We start from the raw sequence: 21,354 nt of genomic DNA on the forward strand, positions 1-21,354 counted from the left end.
TATTTAATTGTTATACTATCATCATACTACTTGTGTAATATTTTGTCAATTACAAACTTTCAGACTTATATGAAAATAATATTTACCCAAACTGTTACTCTATCACTATAATACTACTCTATAGACTTGGTATGATTATTATTCTTTTTTGTATTTATTTTCATTTTTTTAAATAACGGCATAAATAAAACTATTACAGTAATCAATAAAATTACTCCTGAAATGGGACTTGTGATAAATACTAATGGATTCCCATCATTTGCTAGCATAGCTCTTCTAAAGTTTGCCTCAGCCATTGGACCTAAAATTAAACCTAAAATGACAGGAGCTAGCGGAATCTTAGCTCTTAACATCAGAAAACCGACAAACCCCATGACAAGCATTACGATTACGTCGAAAAGACTATTCCTAACTGCATATGATCCAACCACACATAGTAGGACAATGCCCGGCATTAAAAAATGTTTTGGCACACTTAATGCTCTAGCAAATAATCCAGCTCCTAATAGGCCCAGTATTAAAAGGAATACAACAGCAATTCCCATTCCAATGAAAATACTAAATACTAGATCACCATTATCCCTAAATAATAGCGGTCCCGGTTGTATATTATGAATCATAAATGCTCCAAGCATCACGGCCGTTACACCGTCTCCCGGTATTGATAGGGTCATTAAAGGAATTAGGGCTCCTCCACAAGTAGCATTGTTTGCAGTTTCTGCTGCAACGATACCTTCACCTTCACCATTGCCAAAATTCTCCCCTCGCTTTGATGTCCTTTTTGCCTCATTGTAGGCAAGGAGAGAAGCAATTGGTCCACCAGCAGCCGGAACAGCACCGATAAAGGTTCCAATTACTGATGATCGGAAAATAGTAAACTTATATTTCATAATTTCAGATAGTTTCGGGATAACACCTTTTAATTTTTGTTTCGTTACCTTAATCTCTGATTTATCTACGACCTGCATCATGACCTCTGATAAGCCAAATAGTCCAATCATAAGGGGTAATAAATCTATTCCACCTAACAAATTGGGAGAGCCAAATGTAAAACGAGGATAACTTTCAATCGGATCCATTCCAATTGTGGCAATAAACATTCCCAATAGCCCTGCAAGGAGTCCAATGATAACCGATTTTCCTGAAATACTTGCTATAATGCTAAGACCAAAAATAGCAAGCGCAAAGTATTCTGGAGCACTAAACATAAGAGCGGCTTTTGCCAATTGAGGTGCAGCTAGTGTAAGTACTATAACACTAAATAATCCACCTAAAAATGAACCTACTGTTGCAAGCCCAACAGCTCTTCCAGCATTCCCACTTTTAGCCATTGGATAACCATCCAAGTTCGTAGCAATTGAAGAAGGAGTACCAGGAATATTTACAAGGATCGCTGCTATAGAACCACCATACATGGCACCGTTATATACTCCTGCTAACAAGAGGATAGCTTCATGCGGGGCCATTCCATATGTAAGTGGTATTAGTATTGCAACCCCCATTGTTGCGGTTAGTCCAGGTATTGAACCAAAAATGATTCCACCTAACACTCCGATGAAAATAAATAGGATTGAATTTAAGGAAAAAGCCATGGAGAGAGCAGCTACTATATTTTCTGTCATTTTTCACACTCCTTTATAAGCTACTAGTAAGATTCCAACTAGGGTCAGAAACCTAATATCCCTATTGGTAGGGCTATTTTGAAAAATTCTGCGAAAGCAAAATAGACAAAAAACACAATAGCTAATGATATGGCGGAAGATTTATATAATATTTTTTTACTCCACCCCTGCATAAGTACCATAAGAAAGGTAATAAAAACAAAGCTTGAAATTAAAAAACCTATTGGGTTTAATAGGCTAATATATAATGTAAGACTCACTATAAATAATAGTGTTTTTGTAAAGTCTAGATCTTTTAAGAAATCACTTTTCTCCTTCTGTTTTTTCACCATTGATTGAATCAATAAAATAAGGGAGATTAGAAACATAACACCTGCTATCATTTGTGGGAAAGCTGATGCCCCCGGCATTCCCTTACTTGTAGCTTCTGGAAAGTTTAAACTATCAATAAAAATAAAAAGGGCTAGCAACATAAAAATGCCCGCAATCATTATGTTTTGACCTGATTTTGTCATTTACCATCTCACCTCCATTATTATTAGGAGCAAGATTCGAAATAGATATCGAATCTTGCTACATAATATTGTTTGGCCGACCTATTCAAGGTTTTCAATTAGCTTTGCAAATACTTCATCCTGTTCCTCTAAAAAACTAGTCCATTCTGATGTGGGCATATACATTTGTCCGAGAATGTTATTTGTCATAAACTCTTTAAATCCAGCAGAGGCAGCAGCATCTTTAAAGGCTTGATCCAATGTTTTGACTACATCCTCTGGAGTTTCTTTCGGAGCCATTACCCCTCTATAAGCACCCACTGGTGGAACATCAATTCCCACTTCCTTAAAAGTTGGCACATCAGGGTAAACATCCACCCTGTTATCACCAGCGACAGCAAGCATTTTTAATTCTCCAGAGTCAATATTAGGTGCCACTTCTGGAACACTTACTGTTACAGCATCTAGGTTACCACCTAGTAAATCCACCACTGCTGGGATGGCTCCTTTTTCAAATGGAATAATGTTAAAATCAACGCCTGTTTCACTTTCTAATGCTAGTGCCCCCGTATGCCAAGCACCTCCTGGTGTAGTTGTTCCCACCTTAACTTTCCCAGGATTCTCCCTAGCATAATCTAGAAATTCTTCTACTGTATTCCAAGGTGCATCAGCTGCAACTGTAACTGTAAAAGGGTCAAAGTTAACTCCCGATACAGGCTGGAAATCTCGATAACTAATTTCAGCCGTTCCGAGTCTGTACATGGTTACTACAGGCGGTGCTACAAAAACTAAATTATAACCGTCTGGTTTTGCTTGAGACACTTCTAGCATACCTGGTGCGGAACCTCCACCAGGTTTGTTCACAATTGCGATTGTCGTCCCTAATATTTCTTCAGCTTCTTTTGCTAATGCTCTAGCAGCTAAATCAGTACCGCCACCAGCTGCATATGGAACTACTAACGTAATATCCTTACTGGGAAAAACAGCAGCTTCCTTCGAACTACATCCCGCAAGGGCTAAAGCTAGCAATAAAACGATTCCCATTACAAATAGTGAAAACTTTTTTCTATTCATTTTCATTCCCTCCATTCTTTTGTTAAGACCATGCAAACGCTTCCAAATTTACATTTACAGTTACATTTGGTTCACATATTCTGTCGGGTCAATTTCTGCCTGTATGACAGTAAATACATCTCGGTTTAACGCTTCTTCAGCTGCTGCTTGTATCTCATCTAATGACCTAACGATAACTCCTTCTCCTCCGTATGCTTTTGCAATGGTTGTATACTCTGGTGTTTCAAATTCTGTTCCGTACACTTGATACCCCTCTTGCTCCTGATCAATTTTGATTCTAGATAATGCCCGATCTGCAAAAACAACTATAACAATTGGTAAATTTAACTGTTTTAGCATTCCGAGTTCTCCCAAAATCATTTCAAAGCCTGCATCACCTACTAAACAAAGAACAGGACTGTCTCTACTTATAAATTTTGCACCTATAGCTGCCGGAAGAGCATAGCCCATCGTAGCTAATCCAATAGATTGTAAGAATGTAAGGGGTTCGTAGCAATCCCAAACTTGACTAGCTGTTATTCTATGAGATCCAGTATCGGCAGTTACGATTGTATTCTTTGGCATTACCTCGCGTAATACCTCAGTCAGTTTGTATGGGCTTAGTCCTTCTATAGAAGCATGCATGGCTAATGAGTTTTTCACATTTTGTCTATGTTGGTCTAATTCTTCATTTGACCACTCATTATTTGAAGGAGTTTCTGCAGGCATGGTAGATTGCAAGAATAAACCAATTTCCCCTACATATTCTTCGTGTGGGCTTAAATATCCACGTAGTGCAGGTACTGAATCAATGTTAATACGCATTACCTCAGTAGTTGGCGTTTGTAACCATCTTCCACTTATCTCAGCAGGATCGAACCCAATCGTTAGAATTAAATCAGACTGTTTTATAAAGGACTGCTGGACCTGGTCTGAAACCTTTGATAATCCTATTGGACCTAAGCTTAGAGTAGTAGACTCATCCAATATTCCTTTTGCTCTATAAGTGCTCAGACTAGGAATCTTCCATTTTTCAAGCCATTCCCGTGTAACACTAGAAGATTTGTTAGCCCCATTTCCAACTATTGCAATTGGCCTTTTGGCATTCCTAAGTTTCTCCGTGAAATCATTAAATTGTCCTGTTCCCAATGGTGTAAAGGAAAGTTTAGTAACTGAAGTAAATCCATCGGGTCCTGTATATTCACTTTTTGCAACATCCACAGGTAAATTCAAATATACAGGACCTGGCCTTTCTGATGTTGCCGCTTCTATAGCCCTTGTAACTACTTGTGCAGCGTCAGTTCCACGTATGGTTGCAGTATACTTTGTAACTGGATTAAGTATTTCTTCATGAGGGAGATTCTGTCTAACTACTACGTTTTGTTGACTTAGTGGGATTGAACTAGTAATGACGATGAGGCTTGAACGATCTAGGAAAGCGTGTGCAGCAGCATTCACTAGATTCGTTATACCTGGACCTTGTGTTGCCAATAATACAACTGGCTTTCCTGTTAATTGATGAACAGCATCAGCCATAAAACCTGCACCTGTTTCATGCCTAGTTAATATAAATTCAATTCCTGTTTTGCGAAAGGCATCCATCAAGGGAATAAGCGTTTCACCAGACACCCCGAAGGCATATTCTACCCCTGCCTTTTTTAATTCTTTCGCTATTATCTCTGCCACTGTTGACACATCTATCACATCTCCTTTTCTAAAGCACTTATATTTTTGAGATTATTGTTTTCAATTGAGTATAATCATGAATGGATTCAAGACCTTTTTCTCTACCAATCCCACTCTTCTTGTATCCACCAAAAGGGGCTTCTACTCCGATAGGTTGGTAGTCATTAAGGTAAACTTGGCCCGCTTGCAGTTGTTTAGCCACTCTATGACACCTATGAATATTTTGAGACCACAGTCCAGCAGCTAAACCATATTCAGAATCATTGGCAATCTCAACAGCTTCTTCTTCTGTATCAAACGGAATAATACTAACAACAGGTCCAAAAATCTCTTCCCTTGCAATTCTCATAGAATTTGTAACATTTTTAAATACCGTTGGTTCTACAAAATACCCATTCGCAAGTTGACAATCTTCCAATCTCTTACCACCATAGGCAATTTCAGCACCTTCTTTTTCTCCAATACTGATGTAATTTTGAATTCTATCTAATTGTTCTTGTGAGACAACTGGGCCAATGGTTGGGTCCTCTAAAGCATTACCAACCCTTACTGTTTGGACTTCTTCAATTAACCTTTCTACAAATGAATCCATAACATTTTTTTGAACTAAGAGGCGTGTCCCTGCGCAACAAATTTGTCCGCTATTCATAACAAATGTTTTCATAGCCCCCTTCGCTGCTGCATCTAAATCCGCATCTTCAAATACAATGTTTGGAGATTTCCCACCTAGTTCTAAAGAAATGGGAACTACTCTTTCAGCTGCTTTCATTGCGACATGAACACCTGTTTTCACTGAACCAGTGAACGTTAATTTTCTTATTCCCGGATGATTGACGACCGCTTCTCCAGCTTCAGAACCGTAGCCAGTTACCACATTAAAAACCCCTTTTGGCAAACCAGCCTCAATACAAAGTTCTGCTAATAATAATGTAGTTATACAAGTCTGTTCGGCGGGTTTCATGACAATTGAATTTCCTGCAGCTAAGGCAACTGCCCCACTTCTACCTGCCATCGTTATTGGACCATTCCAGGGGACTATGTGTCCCGTGACCCCATAAGGCTCTCGTTCTGTATATACTAGATGTTCGTTTGAGGCAGGAATCACTTCCCCCAGAATTTTGTCTGCAACCCCTCCCATATATTCGAAATATCTTGCACAAGTCTCTACATCAAACCTCGATACAGATAATGGTTTTCCAGTATCCAAAGACTCTAAATAAGCCAAATCTTCCTTTTTTTCTCTAAGTAGATGCGCAATTTTATTGAGAACTTGCCCTCTTTCATAAGGTTTCTTTTTATTCCAAGCTTGAAAGCCCTCTTCAGCACTTTTTACAGCAACTTCTACATCCTCTGCGTCTCCTCTTGCAAATAAGCCTAGTAAATCACCAGTAGATGGATTATAGGCTTCAAAATATTCCTTATTTATTGGCTCAACCCACTTCCCATCAATAAAATGATTGTACTTCTCCTTTACATCTATAACCTGATTCAATAGTTATCCCCCTCCATTTTTCATTTTCTTAGATACAGATCAACCATGCTTTTAAATCCTTTTTTTTTTCATGTTCTTCCTCCTTCGTAAATTCAAATAAAAAAGCCCAGCAACTAAAACACGTAAAATAATTTTACGCATTTAGTTGCTGGGCATTACCTACTGATTAGCACAAGTCTTTTAAACATGTACCCATAGATAGCCAGCTGTATTCTTATGTATAAACTACTATACGGTCTGATAATATTTTATATGCTCGTTATATCTCTCGAATGCAGATCTAAGTGCTTGAATAATTGCGCCAATTGAAGGAATAGATACTTTTCTTTTCAACTGTGCAGAAAGATCATGGAATGGCGCTTTAACACAATGACCCTCTATTAGTTCACATAAGACTCTTTTTGTTAAATTTGAGAAGATGATACTAAAGTCTACTTCTACAATTTCATGATTACTCTTATCAATGAGTAAAATAACTCCAACATATTTATAGGTCTCATTTGCTGGAATGCCTTTTGGTGTCTGTGCAAAACCACTTACTAAAATATGATTTTCATTTAGATAGTCGCTCATGAGTAGAACCTCCATATCTTATTAACAAGAATAAATTATTTTGAAAATTTAGTCAATAGCGAGGAGAGGTTCCTTTTTAGTTTCTATATTTTCTAATTTACTAGTGTGCAATTTTTCATGGGTATATAATAACGAAAATAGATTAAAAAAGACTATCAGTTTCCAGGTCTCTCCCATTTCTTTTGCTCAGTAAAGTAGGTGATTAGTTAAGTTCTGGTTGTCAGGCATCTGTTAAAATAGGGACATCTACTTTGACTGTATCAGGATATTTAATTCCTGCGCCTGTATTTAAGACCACCACTGTTTCTTTTTCCTTTATCCACCCGTTCTTCCTTAGCCGTCGTGCAGCTACAAAAGCTGCCGCTCCCTCTGGGCAAATGAAGGTTCCTTCCAATGATGCTATACGTTGTTGTTCTTCTAAAGTCGTTATATCTTCTACTGCCACTGCACACCCATTCGTTTTATAGATGGCATCTAGGACAAGAAAGTCTCCCAATGCTTTTGGAACGTTTATACCAAACGCAATAGTAGAAGAGCCTTCCCAAAAATCCGAGTCCCCCCGTTTTTCTCTCCAAGCTTTAACGATAGGTGCACACCCAACCGATTGGACAGCTACCAGACGGGGGAGATTCCCTTCAACCCAGCCAAGGGAGACAAGTTCTGTTAATGCCTTATATATACCGATAAGACCTACACCTCCACCAGTAGGATAAAGAATAACATCCGGCATCTTCCAACCAAGTTGTTCTGCGATTTCAAGCCCCATTGTCTTTTTCCCTTCAATCCGGTAAGGTTCCTTTAATGTTGATGCATCAAATAAACCATGTTCATTAACAGCTTGCTGTACAATTTTTCCTGCATCACTTATTACCCCTTCTACTAAAGAAAGGTTAGCTCCTGAAACAGCACATTCATTTCGAGTTATTTTGGGTGCATCTGTTGGCATTACAATGGTGGCTTTCATCTCAGCTCTTGCAGCATAGAGTGACCAAGCTGCTCCTGCATTTCCATTTGTAGGCATTGCTATTTCCTTAATTCCTAACTCTTTTGCTTTAGATACCCCCACCGCTGCTCCTCTAGCCTTAAAAGTTCCAGTGGGAATAATCCCTTCGTCTTTCATTAAAAGATTTGGGATCAACATATCTTTTCCTATCCGATTCATTGGTAAAAGTGGTGTCATCCCTTCCCCCATGGTCACTATATTCTCTTCATTTTGTACAGGTAATAATTCATGGTACCTCCACAGGTTTGGTTCCCGATTCTTCAACTCTTCTCTCCTAAACTTCTCTTTAAGCGCTTCTAAATCATATTTGACTAATAAGGGAGAACCACATTTGCACAATTGTTGTTTCTGATTTGACTCGTATCGTTCGCTACATTTGGGACATTTTAGATACGACACATAGCTAAATTTCATATTAATTACCTCCACAACAATTTTACAGAAAAATTGAACAATTTATATGGTTAAGATATATTGATTGATAAAATAAGTAAAATAAGAATATTTTGTGATGACCATAAGAAAAACTCATATGGCTAGAAAAGGGGCTAACAAAATGGATCAACATCTCTTAACTTTTATTACAGTTACGGATAAACAAAGCTTTACAAAGGCCGCAGAACATCTTCACTTAACACAGTCTGCGGTTAGTTTAGAGATTAAAAACTTAGAAGCAAAGTACGGGGTTAAACTCTTAGATCGATCTAATAAATTTGTCCGGTTAACGAAGGCTGGAGAAATTTTATATGCTCATGCTAAGGAGATATTAGCCCTTCACGAAAGGGCTATCAGAATGATAGATGATCTGTCATCCAATGCTAGTGGCCCTCTGGCAATTGGTTCTAGTTATACATTTGGTGAATATGCGCTTCCTAAAATTGTGGCAAAATTTATTTTGAAACATCCAAATATTACTCCAAATATAACCATCAGAAATACAAAGAGAATTATAGAACAAGTCCTAAAAAAAGATATTGATGTAGGTATCATCGAAGGAACGGCTTCTCATTCGGATATTATTGTTAATACCTTCACTCAAGATGAAATGACCATCATTATTCCACCTGAGCACCGTTTAGCAAAAATGCAAGAGGCTAGTGGGGCTGAATTAGAGTCCGAAACCTGGATTTTAAGGGAAAAGGGCTCAGGTACTAGAGAAATGACTAACAGGGTGTTTCAAGAGATGGGTATCTCTCCCTCTTCAATCATGGAGTTCGGAAGCTCTCAAACTATTAAAGAAGCAGTAGAAAATGGCCTAGGAATATCGGTAATTTCAAACTGGGTAATTAAAAAGGAAGTAGATTATGGCCTTCTTGTCCCACTTAGAATTAAGGGTAAGTCCTTTAAGAGAGATATTGCCATAGTAACTCATATATCCCAAATTAACACGAAAGCAACAGACCTCTTTATTGATTTTCTTAGATCTTCTGTAGTTGATTAAAAATATCAATCATTATCATCATTTTATTCAATGATGTCCCCCGCTAAAACTGTGGTACTGTATATAGAAGACTATTCTAGGGGGAAAAAATATGGAAGCAAGAAAGGAATTTGAAGAAGCACAACCAACCCCACTCTTAACAGAAAAAAGAAAGAAATACATAAGAGGGTTAGTAAGAGGGCTAGTGTTAACAGGTGTAATAACTATCGTAGCAGACCAAATAACGAAATTACCGTTCTTCTCCATTATGGGAATAATGATTATTTCTATCCTAGTAGGGATGTGCTGGAGAAGTTTAATGGGCGATCAGGTAAATGTAAACATTGGCATTGGTTTTAGCAGTAAGTACTTGTTAAGAGCTGGAATCATTTTGATGGGACTTAGACTAAACCTTCAACAAATTGTAGATGCAGGTGTTGGTATTATTTTCATTGATGTCATTGTCATCATTTTCACCCTCTCCCTAATGATTTATCTTGGTAAGTTATTCAAAGTCGATCGCCATTTAGCAGCCTTAATTGCTGTTGGCACAGCGGTTTGTGGAGCAGCAGCCATTGTAGCAGTATCTTCGGTTATTAAAAGTAAAAAAGAGTACACCGCACTTGCAGTTGCTTGCATTGCTATCCTAGGTACAATTGGTGCACTTGTTTATATCTTTCTCTACCCTTTCCTCACACTTGACTCTGAAAGTTACGGCGTCCTAGTTGGTGCCACACTACACGAATTAGCACATGTCATTGCAGCATCCATTCCAGGAGAAGGGGCAAGTATGGACAGTGCTCTTTTAACGAAATTAGGTCGTGTTGCCCTTCTTATCCCAGTTGCACTAGTACTAGGGTATCTTTTTACCAAAAGAAAAGATAATACGGAATTTAATTCTATCTCTACTAAACTTAGAAACTTACCTATTCCATGGTTTATCTTTGGTTTCTTAGCCATGAGTATCGTTACCACATTCCAGCTAATTCCTGTTTCTCTTTCAAATTTTCTGATTGAAACAAGTGTGTACCTTTTGGCTATGGCTATGGCAGGTCTTGGTTTAAGTATTAACTTTAGCGACTTTAAAAAAGTAGGAATAAAACCTGTTATTGTTGGGGTACTTGGATTTATTGCCCTCAGTTTAATAGGACCTATTTTACTATTATTGCTATAAAGGTAATCCCGCTAAAAAGCGGGATTTCTTTTAAAACTCAGACCCAATCAGGTGATCTTGCCTATTCAGATAAAATGTAATTTTGGCAGTGCCTGTTATTCGAATGTGATGTACCCCAGTATCCCCTGTATATATTGCGTAAGGTGAGACGGGAGGGATCTGATAAAAGATTTTTAAGAATTGTGAGATGGTTCCTCCATGGGCTACAACAGCGACAGAATCCTGTTCCGTATGCTGGTCGATTAGCTCATAAAAAAAGTGCTCAACTCGGTTTCGAAATTGTAAATCAGACTCGCCTTTTTCAATTGGCTGGTATGGTTTTCTACCACCAGGAGGCTCAGGAAAACGTGCTTTAGCTTCTTCATAGCCAACGCCAGCAAGGACTCCATTGTTCCATTCCATTAAGTCTTCCTTCAATGTGACTGGTACCTTTGTATATTCCGAAAGAGTCGTTGCCGTTTCATGGGCTCTTTTCAACGGACTCGCATATATTTGATCCACTTGATGTTTCTCGCTAAAGAACTTACCTAAAAAATGAACTTGTTTTCTACCTTTTTCAGTTAATGAGAAATCAGCGCGTCCTTCATGCACATGCAAGAGATCAGCTTCTGATTCTCCATGACGTATTAAAAAAATATCCACTCTAACTCTTCCCCCTCTACTTTTGGAACTGTTATGTATTCGCTGTGAAAAAGAAAAAATCCTCCTAAAACAGGAGGATTTATTCTTCACTACCAGTATCATCTTGTGCTGACTCTTGACCAGGTTTCTTTTCACCTGAAATTTCTCCACACGCAATTCTAGCACCGGATTCTCCGGCAGGTTGACTCATCCCGTCATCAGGATTCTCATGGATAACAAGACTTGTCCCTTCTTTTGTAAGAAGAGAAGTTTTTTCTTTTGTCAGCGTGACTTGGGGCGCCACAATATCGACCTTGACTGTTCCATCCTCTTTTACAACAAGGTTTGGCAGGTCTCCGGCATGAGGTCCTTCTGGATTTAATAAACCGTGCTTTTTATCATCAGGATTAAAATGTTCACCAGCAGAAAGGAAATCAGGTATTTTACAAGATCCCTTGTCATGGAAATGAATCGCATGGTTACCTGGAGGTAATCCTTCTAAATCAATTTTCAGCATGACACCATCTGCTTGTTCTTCTAACGAGATCGTACCAATCGAATCTCCATCAGGATTCTTCATATCTACATCAACTTTTTTGGGCTTCGGGTTCGTCACACACCCAGCCAAGAAAGTAATTGTGATGATGATGACGATTATCTTTTTCAACAAGATCGCCTCCACTAACGTTGTCGTTAGCTATCTTCACCAAAATTGAACAACTATAAACGTAGATTGAGGATATCAGAAACGTTGATTTTTATTCATTTTTCTTCTGTTTTGTTTGTAACTTTTCAGCCTCTTCTGCTTCTTTTCTCGAATGGCGAATAAAGAACCGCATGGTTAATACCGCACCTGCTAAAAAAATAGCAGTCGTAATAAAAGCAGGGATGTATTCCGTTTTGTCCTCAGGAAAATATAGAAACAGCCACTGTAAAATAATTCCACTCATCCTATTAGTTCCTTCCTAACTAAGTTATCCTTCTAGAACTTCTATAGAATCAATCGTTACGGGTTCAACTGGCTTATCATTTGCTCCCACTTGAACATTTGCAATGGAATCTAACACATCGTAGCCTTCAGTAATTTGACCAAAAACGGTGTGTCTATGGTCTAACCAAGGTGTTCCGCCAACTTCCACATACTTATCAATAGCTTCCTTTGGAAAACCAGCTTGTTCCATTTGCAACTTAAACTGTGGGTTTAGTTCGTTTGATTGAACAATAAAGAACTGACTTCCGTTTGTATTCGGTCCAGAGTTCGCCATTGATAAAGCTCCTCTAAAGTTAAAAAGGTTAGGAGCGAACTCATCTTCAAATGGATGTCCGTAAATACTTTCACCACCCATTCCTGTTCCGTTAGGGTCTCCTCCCTGTATCATAAATCCTTTAATCACTCGGTGGAATGTGATGCCATCGTAATATCCATTTTTACTGTGCGTAACGAAGTTTTCTACTGTTTTTGGTGCATACTCTGGAAAAAGGACAATGGAAATTGTTCCTTTAGACGTGTTCATTTTTAATGAAATCACTTTTTCATTTGTATAGTCAAATTGAGGTAGAACTGATTGATTAGACATTAAATACGCAGTCTCCTTTTCATATGTAAGTTCGATTTTATCATACAGGAATTCAATCACATATGCACCTTTCATGATACAATCATGAAAGATAGAAGTGAATGAGGTGGAAGAATTGGAATTTAATATTGGAGACAAAGTAACAGCAATCTATAAGACCGGACATTATTATGGAGAAGTAACGAAGGAATTGCCAACCGCATATACGGTAAGAGTGTTGGCTATAAAAAAACATCCTATCCAAGGGGACCTTCATAACCCTAAAGATGCAGAAGTGGGTTTTTTTCATGAAAGAAAAGCTTTAGCTCACCGTGAGCAAGCCAATATTCCTAAGAAGATGGTTAAACCATTTGATGGAGAAATGCCAGATTATAAGAAGTCTCTTGTCACTGCTTTTAATGAAATGAAGGCAAGCCTTGATACAGAAGATTCTGCTTATGCCAAGAGAAGTTTAGAGTGTTTAGAGAGCTTGAGGACAGAATACGGAATATAATTGTCAAGGTTTGATACCGGGAACCGCTGTTTTAGAGTGGTGCGGTTTAATTTTTGTTAGACAAGCGGACTCAGGTTCCGCTATTTTATTGAAAATGCCGGTTTTCGAGGGGTATTCGGACTCAGGTTCCGCTATTTTGACATTTTCGATGCTTTTTCACCCATTTTTGGGCAAATAACGGATCGTCTGTCCGGATAACCACTGAAAAGGTACTTTTTTATACAAATAGCGGATCCTCTGTCCCACTGCTAGCACGACTAGCCATTATGCGGACTCAGGTTCCGCTATTTTTATGGATAAATGACCCTATTATTTTTACTTTCGAATATTTCGAGTCACTAATATCTTTTCAAATAAGTCGATATGCTTTATACTTTTATTTAGCGTAACGAAATAAATAAAGAAGGTGTTTACCATTTCAAGGGAAAAACGGAATCTCATCATCATGTGGTTCGCAAACTTTCTTGTCGCAGCAAGTGCCACAATGGTCATGCCCTTTTTATCTCTTTATATTGAGACATTTGGGCAATTCAGTGATGAGTACGTTCAGAGATGGGCTGGCTTCGTATTCGGTATTACATTCTTGACAGCCTTTTTTGTATCTCCTATATGGGGGAGAATCGGAGATCGATATGGGTATAAACCCATTCTTTTAATTAACGGTTTTGGTATTGCTACAAGTATCTTTTTTATGGGCTTTATGGATTCAGTCATGGGATTGTTTATTCTGCGATTCTTTATGGGGGCTGTTACTGGTTTTATTCCAACATCTTTAGCCCTCATTAGTGCCCAAACACCGAAGGAAAAAGCAGGGCAAGTATTAGGTACTCTTCAAACAGGTACTGTTTCTGGGGGACTATTCGGTCCGCTTTTGGGTGGTATGATGGCAGATGCGGTCGGCTTTGAATACACATTTATTATTACATCCATTTCGATTGCCATTGCAACACTGTTCGTGTTGATCGGAATTAAAGAAGCCCCTAAATCCGCAAAGGACAAAAAAGCAAGCAATCACACGCGGAAAGAAGTATTTCAATTCATATTTAGTAATCGAGTTCTTGTAACCATCATGCTCATTTCACTCATTGTACAGGTAGCAAACTTTAGCATCCAACCATTACTTGCGTTGTATGTGAGTGAATTAACGAGTGCAGGTAGCATAGCTTTCCTAGCCGGACTTGCCTTTTCAGCTACTGGATTTGGAAATTTATTAGCCACACGGCAGTGGGGAAAACTTGGGGATAAAATTGGATATGAAAAAGTATTGCTTATTCTACTTCTCTCAGCAACCATTCTGTTTATTCCACAAGGTCTAGCTACCCACTTATGGCAATTAGTATTGTGTCGCTTCCTATTTGGTATGGCGATTGGAGGTATGATTCCTTGTGTAACAGCATATATCCGCAGGGTCGCCCCCATTCGAATGCAAGGAGAAATTCTAGGCTACAATGTTAGTTGTCGTTTCCTTGGGAATGTAATCGGTCCAGCCCTAGGTGGAATTATGTCTGGGTTGTTTGGAATATCAACTGTTTTCTTTATCACCAGTCTCATATTCCTATTTGGATTTTCACTCCTTTTTTGGAGTGTACGAAGAGAAAAGACAAGTGGACGTACTGTTACCAACCATTAAAAAAGGAGCCAAAGCGGCTCCTTTTTTTGTCTATGATGCTGTTGAAATTCGAACATACTCACGTGATCGGAATTTTTTAAGCATCTTCTTATTAAGCATCATTTCTCCACCCTCTGTACTTAAAGGCATTAGATTGAGATCCCCTATTTCTTGATCCCACTCAATAAATTCATACTCTGAATTATGATGCTCATTTGCCATCCATGCCATTCCAAAAAGGGTTACAAAAACGAGTCCACATACTGTGAGCTTTTTGAACATGTTCATCACCATGAATAGTCTTTGCATCATTCTTACTTTTTATACAATTAAATATGAAGGGATAGAAAAAGTGTCAAGGTAGAAGATAAATCTAAGTATGAATACTTTGTGACTATAATGGCTATCGCATGCATTCACTATTCCATTCATGTATAATGATGGTGACTTTTCCAAGAAAAAAGGACAAGAAAAATACATACGAAAATTAAGACGAGGGGGGTTTTTCATTGTCGCTTTTACATATAGCCATCATATCTCCTTTACTACTGGCTATTTTTGTTCCGATCTTTTATAAATGGTTTAGAAATTTTCATACTGGATGGTTTGTCTTACCACTTCCAATTCTTTTATTTCTCTATTTCTTCTCCTTTTTAGGGGCTACGAAATCCGGGGAACCCATCATTGAAAGTATTGAATGGATTCCATTCCTCAATATTCATTTCACTGCCTACATAGATGGCTTAGGTCTCTTATTTAGTTTGTTAATAACTGGGATCGGAGCTTTAGTTGTTCTATATTCCATTTATTATCTAGACAAAAATAAAGAACAATTAAATACGTTCTATGTTTATTTACTACTATTTATGGGTGCCATGCTTGGAGTGGTTCTCTCCGATAACCTAATTGTGATGTATGCTTTCTGGGAACTTACAAGTTTTTCATCCTTTTTACTAATTGGCTATTGGTACCATAGAGAGAAATCACGTTACGGTGCTCAAAAATCGATGCTAATGACCGTTTTTGGTGGCCTTGCACTATTAGGAGCTATCCTTCTTTTATACGTAATAACTGGTTCTTTCAGCATTCGTGAAATCATTTCACAAGCAGACCTTGTATTAAATCATGATCTGTTCTTAGTTACTATGATTTTATTATTACTTGGTGCCTTTACAAAATCAGCACAGTTTCCATTTCATATTTGGTTACCAGATGCTATGGAAGCACCAACACCTGTAAGTGCTTATTTACACTCCGCCACCATGGTTAAAGCCGGAATCTATTTAGTAGCTCGGTTTACGCCTTTGTTTGGTGAGACGGCCGAATGGTTCTGGATAGTCACTTCCTTTGGGATCTTCACTCTATTTTGGGGATCATTTAATGCCGTAAAACAAACCGACTTGAAAAGTATTTTAGCTTTTTCAACCGTGAGTCAGCTAGGAATGATTATGTCCTTACTCGGTGCAGGCGCTGCTTCTATTCACTTTGGCTTAGATGAAAATATTTTTACAGTAGCAACGTCAGCTGCAATCTTTCACTTAGTGAATCACGCAACCTTTAAAGGTAGTTTATTTATGGTAGTGGGAATCGTTGACCATGAAACTGGGACAAGAGATATTCGAAAACTTGGTGGTTTAATGACCATCATGCCCATCACGTTTACCATTGCTCTATTAGGTACATTTTCAATGGCGGGGCTACCACCTTTTAATGGTTTCCTAAGTAAAGAGATGTTCTTTACGGGAATGGTTCGTCTTACAGAAATGAATTTATTCCAGTTGGAAACATGGGGACTACTATTCCCTGTCTTAGCTTGGATAGCTAGTATTTTCACTTTTATTTATAGCATGACTATTTTCTTTAGAACCTTTACAGGAAAATTACAACCCGAAAAACTTAAGAAGGAGCCTCATGAAGCTCCTCTCGGCATGTTGATTCCACCAGTGATTTTGGGTTCACTAGTTGTGATTTTTGGATTTTTTCCAAACTTGATTGCAGACAACATTATTGAACCAACAATGGAAAGTGTACTTCCTGCACTACTTGGTGAAGGTGATCATTTCCATGTTCATATTTCTTTCTGGCATGGGTTTAACATTGAGCTTTATATGACGATTGGTGTTATAGCTTTAGGAACCCTTTTGTTCTTAACACAGTCAAAATGGCGTGGAATCTATAATAGATTACCTGAGCAAGTTACACTTAATTATTTCTACGACCGTGGACTTTTACTTACGCAACGTGGCGCTTTTAACATGACTAAAGGGTATATGACAGGTTTTATTCGTTCGTACCTGGTATACATTTTTATATTTTTTGTTGCGATCCTGTTGTGGACACTGTTCTATACTGGTGCGTTCCGATTGAACTGGGAGACAGCCTCTTCTATTGGGGTATATGAAGTTATTCTAGCCTTAGTAATGATTGCCGGAACGATAACCATACTTGCGGCTAAGTCTCGATTGACAGCTATTATCGCATTAGGTGCAGTTGGGTACACTGTTGCTTTGTTATTTGTTGTATTCAGGGCACCAGATTTAGCATTAACACAGCTAGTAATTGAAACCATATCAGTTGCATTATTCCTACTATGCTTCTATCACCTACCAAAGCTAAAGAGAGAAGAAAGAATGGCATTTAAGCTTAACAATGCTCTTATTGCCTTAGGTGTAGGGATAACGGTCACTTTAATTGCTTTGTCTGCTCATAGTACAAAGATATTTGAACCCATTTCTCAATATTATGTTGAAAACACATATGAACAGGCACATGGTAAAAATATGGTTAACGTCATCTTAGTTGATTTTCGTGGTTTCGATACCTTGTTTGAAATTTGCGTACTCGGTATTGCCGCCCTTGGGATCTATGCAATGATTAAGCTTCGCATGAGTGGAAAGGAGGAAAAGCATGAAAACCAATGATGTTATTCTTCAAGTGGTTACTAAAGTAACCGTGTTTATCATCATTTTGTTCTCTATCCACATCTTTTTTGCAGGGCATTACACGCCAGGTGGTGGCTTCATTGGTGGGTTAATGACTGCAGGTGCGATTGTATTACTACTATTGGCTTATGATATAAAAACAGTAGCTTCCATCCTGCCAATTGACTTTAAAATATTGGCTGCAATCGGGCTTCTCATTGCAGTCCTTACAAGTGCAGGAGCATTGGTTTTTGATTTACCATTCTTAACACACGGCTACTGGGAAATTAATTTACCACTGTTAGGCGAAACCGGTTTACACACAGCTGTTTTCTTTGACACGGGTGTCTATTTAGTCGTAATCGGTGTCACGTTAACCATTATTCAAACGATTGGAGTGAGTGAATAATGGAAATTCTAATGTCATTTGTTATTGGATTTTTATTTATGAGTGCCGTGTATCTAATGCTTTCAAAAAGCTTATTAAGAATCATTATTGGTACAGGTCTACTAAGCCATGGAGCTCACCTATTGTTACTAACTATGGGTGGATTAAAGACTGGTGCTGCTCCGTTACTTGGGGAGCACGCACCAGATTATACCGACCCACTACCTCAGGCTCTCATTTTAACAGCCATTGTTATTAGTTTTGGGGTAACTGCGTTTTTCCTTGTACTTGCATACAGAGCTTATCAAGAGCTTGGTACTGATAATATGGATCGGTTGAGAGGAAACGAAAGTCATGAGTAATCTACTAATTTATCCATTATTAATTCCATTACTTACAGCCATTTTGTTAATATTCTTTAAAAGTGTACCTTTACAAAGAACCCTTTCCGTCATTTCGACACTACTTACTACATTGGCAGCAGGTTTACTCATTTATGCCAATCAGAGTGATGGAATTCAAAGTGTAAATCTGGGTAACTGGGCAGCTCCTTTTGGAATTAGCTTAGTATCAGATATGTTATCAGCACTTTTAGTAACTACTTCAAGTTTTATCACTTTAGTTTGCCTCCTATATGCGTTTAGGACGATTGGAGAGGATCGAGAAAAGTTTTATTTTTATCCTGTTGTACAATTCCTCTTATTAGGGGTTAATGGTGCCTTTACAACAGGAGATATCTTCAATTTATTTGTCTTTTTTGAAGTCATGCTTATGTCTTCATATGTGCTTATAGTGTTAGGTGGAACGAAAATACAATTACGCGAATCATTGAAGTATATATTAGTTAACATTATCTCTTCATCCCTTTTTGTTATCGGTGTAGCCTATTTGTACTCTGTAACTGGGACACTAAATATGGCACACCTCTCTGTTCGAATTGCAGAGGTCGGTACTGAAGGGACCGGTGTACTTACAGTAATAGCTGTCTTATTCCTTGTAGTGTTTGGGTTAAAAGGGGCCATTTTCCCATTGTTCTTTTGGTTACCAGGTTCGTATTATGCACCACCTATCCCGGTTATGGCATTATTCGGGGCATTACTTACCAAGGTTGGAGTCTACTCCATCATGAGAACTTACACCCTCATTTTCCAACAAGACGTTGCTTTTACACACTCTTTACTTGGTTGGCTTGCATTACTCACCATCGTATTTGGAGTGATCGGAGCAATTGCATATTGGGATATTAAGAAAATCATTATCTATAATATCATGATTGCAGTGGGTGTGATCCTTTTTGGAGTATCCACCATGTCAGAAGCAGGTTTAACTGGCTCAATCTTTTATATCATTCACGATATGATTATCAAAGCGGCTCTTTTCCTATTAGTTGGTGTGATCATTGCTATCACAGGTACAAGCAACTTAAAAGAAATTAGCGGCTTAATCAAAAGATACCCACTTCTCGCTTGGACTTTCTTTATTTCAGCCCTTGTTCTTGCAGGGATTCCACCCTTTAGTGGATTTGTTGGAAAAATTTTAATTGCACAGGGCGGGTTCTATGAAGGTGAAATGGTCGGTAGTCTAGTTGTTATATTCTCAAGTCTTTTTGTTTTATTTTCTGTTATGAAAATATTCATCAACGGTTTCTGGGGAACCCCAAAGAATTGGAGTAAAGAAGATCAGGTACCTGTAAAGAGACTACTGCTTCCATGTATGTTATTAGTTACCGTTTCTGTTTTATATGGGTTTGGTGCAGAATTAACAGAACCGTTTATTTCTAAAGCAGCAGAAAGCTTAATCGACCCTTCTGTTTATGTTGATGCTGTTTTAAAGGAGTAGAGTGTTATGGCTTTTCAAATGTTGTTAAATGTTTTTCTTGCATTCATATGGATGTTTCTACAAGACACCTATGACAGCCAAACATTCCTAGTTGGATATATCCTTGGTCTTCTTATCCTTTTTGGAATGAGGCGATACTTTCATTCAAGGTTTTATGTAGCACGGGCTTGGGCAATTGTAAAACTAATCTTGATTTTCTTTAAAGAACTTTTACTCGCCAATCTATCCGTTCTTAAGTTAATTTTAAAACCAAAGCTTGATATTCAACCTGGTATTTTTGCTCTCCCAACTGATTTAAAGAGGGACTGGGAGATTACCGTTCTATCACTACTTATTACATTAACTCCAGGAACACTTGTGATTTCGGTATCAGAGGATCAAAAAACGTTATTCGTACATGCTATGAACTTAGGTGAAATACAGGATGAGATTAACGCCATTAAAAGTTCATTCGAAAAAGCAATTATGGAGGTGAGTCGTTAATGCTCGAAACAGTACTAACTATCTCCCTGATTGCGGTTTCACTGTCTATGTTAGGCCTTATTTTTCGTGTCATTAAAGGACCTTCAACTCCTGACAGAGTCATTGCCCTTGACGGAATTGGAATCAACCTAATAGCTATTGTGGCGATCATTTCAATTCTTTTAAAAACGAATGCTTTTTTAGAGGTCATTCTTTTAATTGGAGTTCTTGCTTTTATTGGTACAGTAGCTTTTTCCAAATTCTTAGAGAAGGGAGTTGTCATTGAACATGACCGAGACAATCATTGAAGTCCTTGTCGCCTTTTTCATTGGAATAGGGGCCCTTCTCTCTTTGGTAGCAACCTTTGGGGTTATACGTTTACCAGATATTTATACGCGTAACCATGCGGCCTCAAAAAGTGCTACTCTTGGCATTATGATGATTTTAATTGGGACGTTTTTATACTTCTGGCAAATGGAAGGTCACTTTAATTCAAGAATTATATTAGCGATTTTCTTTATCTTTTTGACTTCTCCTGTAGCTGGCCATCTAATTGCACGTGCTGCCTATAATTCTGGCGTAAAGCTTTGGGAAAAAAGCAAATATGATGACCTTCAAAAGGAAGAATCTTCTTCCAAAGAAATGTAGAGTTTAATTGGATAAAAATCCCTCCATTGACATAAATGGTTTAGGAGCATAATAAAAATGCAGACTCAACTAGATATTGGAGGGACAATTCATGTATCGAATTCGTGAGGGGTTAATCCCAACCATCTTGGGTGCCATTGTGACAACGCTCGGCATTGTTTTAGGTCAAAATCGTAAAGTAGACAAAATGCTCTCAAGTACTGTGCTAGGCTTCGGTCTTGCTCATATCGTTTTAGGTATTATTGATTTATTTGAACATCGTTATTAAAAAAGCAGCAA

Annotated in this window: 24 protein-coding genes; 12 read left to right on the forward strand and 12 right to left on the reverse strand. The window is 38.1% G+C overall.

The window, feature by feature from the left end; translation table 11 throughout:
- Window positions 1-113: 113 nt before the first annotated feature.
- The 7 genes from ABDZ91_RS08320 to ABDZ91_RS08350 form a co-directional block, all read right to left on the reverse strand.
- The gene (locus tag ABDZ91_RS08320; RefSeq protein ID WP_343798000.1) at window positions 114-1,622 is read right to left on the reverse strand and encodes a tripartite tricarboxylate transporter permease; all 1,509 of its coding nucleotides are present in this window, start codon (window positions 1,620-1,622) and stop codon (window positions 114-116) included.
- Between the two features lie 44 nt (window positions 1,623-1,666).
- Complete coding sequence (locus ABDZ91_RS08325; protein ID WP_343798002.1) at window positions 1,667-2,137, reverse strand: tripartite tricarboxylate transporter TctB family protein; 471 nt, start codon at window positions 2,135-2,137, stop codon at window positions 1,667-1,669.
- Window positions 2,138-2,218: 81 nt separating this feature from the next.
- A complete protein-coding gene (locus tag ABDZ91_RS08330; protein ID WP_343798004.1) occupies window positions 2,219-3,190 on the reverse strand; it encodes a tripartite tricarboxylate transporter substrate binding protein in 972 nt (323 codons plus the stop codon).
- 60 nt (window positions 3,191-3,250) lie between these two features.
- A complete protein-coding gene (locus ABDZ91_RS08335) occupies window positions 3,251-4,864 on the reverse strand; it encodes a thiamine pyrophosphate-binding protein (RefSeq protein ID WP_343798006.1) in 1,614 nt (537 codons plus the stop codon).
- Window positions 4,865-4,892: 28 nt separating this feature from the next.
- Entirely contained in the window at window positions 4,893-6,347 is a 1,455-nt protein-coding gene (locus ABDZ91_RS08340) for an aldehyde dehydrogenase family protein (RefSeq protein ID WP_343798008.1), read from the reverse strand.
- A 228-nt stretch (window positions 6,348-6,575) separates the two neighbouring features.
- Window positions 6,576-6,920: a DUF3870 domain-containing protein gene (locus tag ABDZ91_RS08345; RefSeq protein ID WP_343798010.1), complete on the reverse strand. Its 345-nt coding sequence runs from the start codon at window positions 6,918-6,920 to the stop codon at window positions 6,576-6,578.
- 220 nt (window positions 6,921-7,140) lie between these two features.
- The gene (locus tag ABDZ91_RS08350; protein WP_343798012.1) at window positions 7,141-8,337 is read right to left on the reverse strand and encodes a threonine synthase; all 1,197 of its coding nucleotides are present in this window, start codon (window positions 8,335-8,337) and stop codon (window positions 7,141-7,143) included.
- 142 nt (window positions 8,338-8,479) lie between these two features.
- Here ABDZ91_RS08350 and ABDZ91_RS08355 point away from each other — a divergent pair, with 142 nt between their 5' ends.
- Both ABDZ91_RS08355 and ABDZ91_RS08360 read left to right on the forward strand, forming a co-directional pair.
- A complete protein-coding gene (locus ABDZ91_RS08355) occupies window positions 8,480-9,364 on the forward strand; it encodes a LysR family transcriptional regulator (protein WP_343798014.1) in 885 nt (294 codons plus the stop codon).
- 91 nt (window positions 9,365-9,455) lie between these two features.
- Window positions 9,456-10,517 carry a YeiH family protein gene (locus ABDZ91_RS08360; RefSeq protein WP_343798016.1) on the forward strand — a complete coding sequence of 354 codons (1,062 nt, stop codon included), beginning with the start codon at window positions 9,456-9,458 and terminating at the stop codon, window positions 10,515-10,517.
- A gap of 30 nt (window positions 10,518-10,547) precedes the next feature.
- Here ABDZ91_RS08360 and ABDZ91_RS08365 read toward each other — a convergent pair whose 3' ends face one another.
- The 4 genes from ABDZ91_RS08365 to ABDZ91_RS08380 all read right to left on the reverse strand — a co-directional run bounded on the left by ABDZ91_RS08365 (window position 10,548) and on the right by ABDZ91_RS08380 (window position 12,715).
- Window positions 10,548-11,159 (reverse strand): histidine phosphatase family protein, encoded by a 612-nt coding sequence (locus tag ABDZ91_RS08365; RefSeq protein WP_343798018.1) that lies wholly within the window; start codon window positions 11,157-11,159, stop codon window positions 10,548-10,550.
- Window positions 11,160-11,238: 79 nt separating this feature from the next.
- Window positions 11,239-11,805, reverse strand: a complete 567-nt coding sequence (locus ABDZ91_RS08370) for a superoxide dismutase family protein (RefSeq protein WP_343798020.1) — start codon at window positions 11,803-11,805, stop codon at window positions 11,239-11,241.
- 91 nt (window positions 11,806-11,896) lie between these two features.
- Window positions 11,897-12,088, reverse strand: a complete 192-nt coding sequence (locus ABDZ91_RS08375; protein WP_343798022.1) for a hypothetical protein — start codon at window positions 12,086-12,088, stop codon at window positions 11,897-11,899.
- Between the two features lie 24 nt (window positions 12,089-12,112).
- Window positions 12,113-12,715: a peptidylprolyl isomerase gene (locus ABDZ91_RS08380; RefSeq protein ID WP_343798024.1), complete on the reverse strand. Its 603-nt coding sequence runs from the start codon at window positions 12,713-12,715 to the stop codon at window positions 12,113-12,115.
- Between the two features lie 115 nt (window positions 12,716-12,830).
- Here ABDZ91_RS08380 and kapB point away from each other — a divergent pair, with 115 nt between their 5' ends.
- Both kapB and ABDZ91_RS08390 read left to right on the forward strand, forming a co-directional pair.
- A complete protein-coding gene (kapB, locus tag ABDZ91_RS08385; RefSeq protein ID WP_343798025.1) occupies window positions 12,831-13,208 on the forward strand; it encodes a kinase-associated lipoprotein KapB in 378 nt (125 codons plus the stop codon).
- 445 nt (window positions 13,209-13,653) lie between these two features.
- Complete coding sequence (locus ABDZ91_RS08390) at window positions 13,654-14,838, forward strand: MFS transporter (RefSeq protein ID WP_425541804.1); 1,185 nt, start codon at window positions 13,654-13,656, stop codon at window positions 14,836-14,838.
- A 30-nt stretch (window positions 14,839-14,868) separates the two neighbouring features.
- Here ABDZ91_RS08390 and ABDZ91_RS08395 read toward each other — a convergent pair whose 3' ends face one another.
- Window positions 14,869-15,099, reverse strand: a complete 231-nt coding sequence (locus tag ABDZ91_RS08395; protein WP_343798027.1) for a hypothetical protein — start codon at window positions 15,097-15,099, stop codon at window positions 14,869-14,871.
- Window positions 15,100-15,326: 227 nt separating this feature from the next.
- Here ABDZ91_RS08395 and ABDZ91_RS08400 point away from each other — a divergent pair, with 227 nt between their 5' ends.
- From ABDZ91_RS08400 to ABDZ91_RS08435, 8 genes are all read left to right on the forward strand, one after another.
- Window positions 15,327-17,738 carry a Na+/H+ antiporter subunit A gene (locus tag ABDZ91_RS08400; RefSeq protein ID WP_343798028.1) on the forward strand — a complete coding sequence of 804 codons (2,412 nt, stop codon included), beginning with the start codon at window positions 15,327-15,329 and terminating at the stop codon, window positions 17,736-17,738.
- Window positions 17,725-18,147, forward strand: a complete 423-nt coding sequence (locus tag ABDZ91_RS08405) for a Na(+)/H(+) antiporter subunit B (protein ID WP_343798029.1) — start codon at window positions 17,725-17,727, stop codon at window positions 18,145-18,147. The genes ABDZ91_RS08400 and ABDZ91_RS08405 overlap by 14 nt, the downstream gene beginning before the upstream one ends.
- Entirely contained in the window at window positions 18,147-18,488 is a 342-nt protein-coding gene (locus ABDZ91_RS08410) for a Na(+)/H(+) antiporter subunit C (RefSeq protein ID WP_343798030.1), read from the forward strand. Before ABDZ91_RS08405 ends, ABDZ91_RS08410 begins: the two co-directional genes overlap by 1 nt.
- On the forward strand, window positions 18,481-19,965 hold the full coding sequence (locus tag ABDZ91_RS08415) for a Na+/H+ antiporter subunit D (RefSeq protein ID WP_343798032.1): 1,485 nt from the start codon (window positions 18,481-18,483) through the stop codon (window positions 19,963-19,965). The genes ABDZ91_RS08410 and ABDZ91_RS08415 overlap by 8 nt, the downstream gene beginning before the upstream one ends.
- Window positions 19,966-19,971: 6 nt before the next feature.
- A complete protein-coding gene (locus ABDZ91_RS08420) occupies window positions 19,972-20,448 on the forward strand; it encodes a Na+/H+ antiporter subunit E (protein ID WP_343798034.1) in 477 nt (158 codons plus the stop codon).
- Window positions 20,448-20,735 carry a Na(+)/H(+) antiporter subunit F1 gene (locus tag ABDZ91_RS08425; RefSeq protein WP_343798036.1) on the forward strand — a complete coding sequence of 96 codons (288 nt, stop codon included), beginning with the start codon at window positions 20,448-20,450 and terminating at the stop codon, window positions 20,733-20,735. The genes ABDZ91_RS08420 and ABDZ91_RS08425 overlap by 1 nt, the downstream gene beginning before the upstream one ends.
- On the forward strand, window positions 20,716-21,075 hold the full coding sequence (mnhG, locus tag ABDZ91_RS08430; RefSeq protein ID WP_343798038.1) for a monovalent cation/H(+) antiporter subunit G: 360 nt from the start codon (window positions 20,716-20,718) through the stop codon (window positions 21,073-21,075). Before ABDZ91_RS08425 ends, mnhG begins: the two co-directional genes overlap by 20 nt.
- 91 nt (window positions 21,076-21,166) lie before the next feature.
- Window positions 21,167-21,343: an asparagine synthase gene (locus tag ABDZ91_RS08435; protein ID WP_343798039.1), complete on the forward strand. Its 177-nt coding sequence runs from the start codon at window positions 21,167-21,169 to the stop codon at window positions 21,341-21,343.
- Window positions 21,344-21,354: the final 11 nt, after the last annotated feature.

Source organism: Bacillus carboniphilus, assembly GCF_039522365.1.
Classification (GTDB): Bacteria; Bacillota; Bacilli; order Bacillales; family JC228; genus Bacillus_BF; species Bacillus_BF carboniphilus.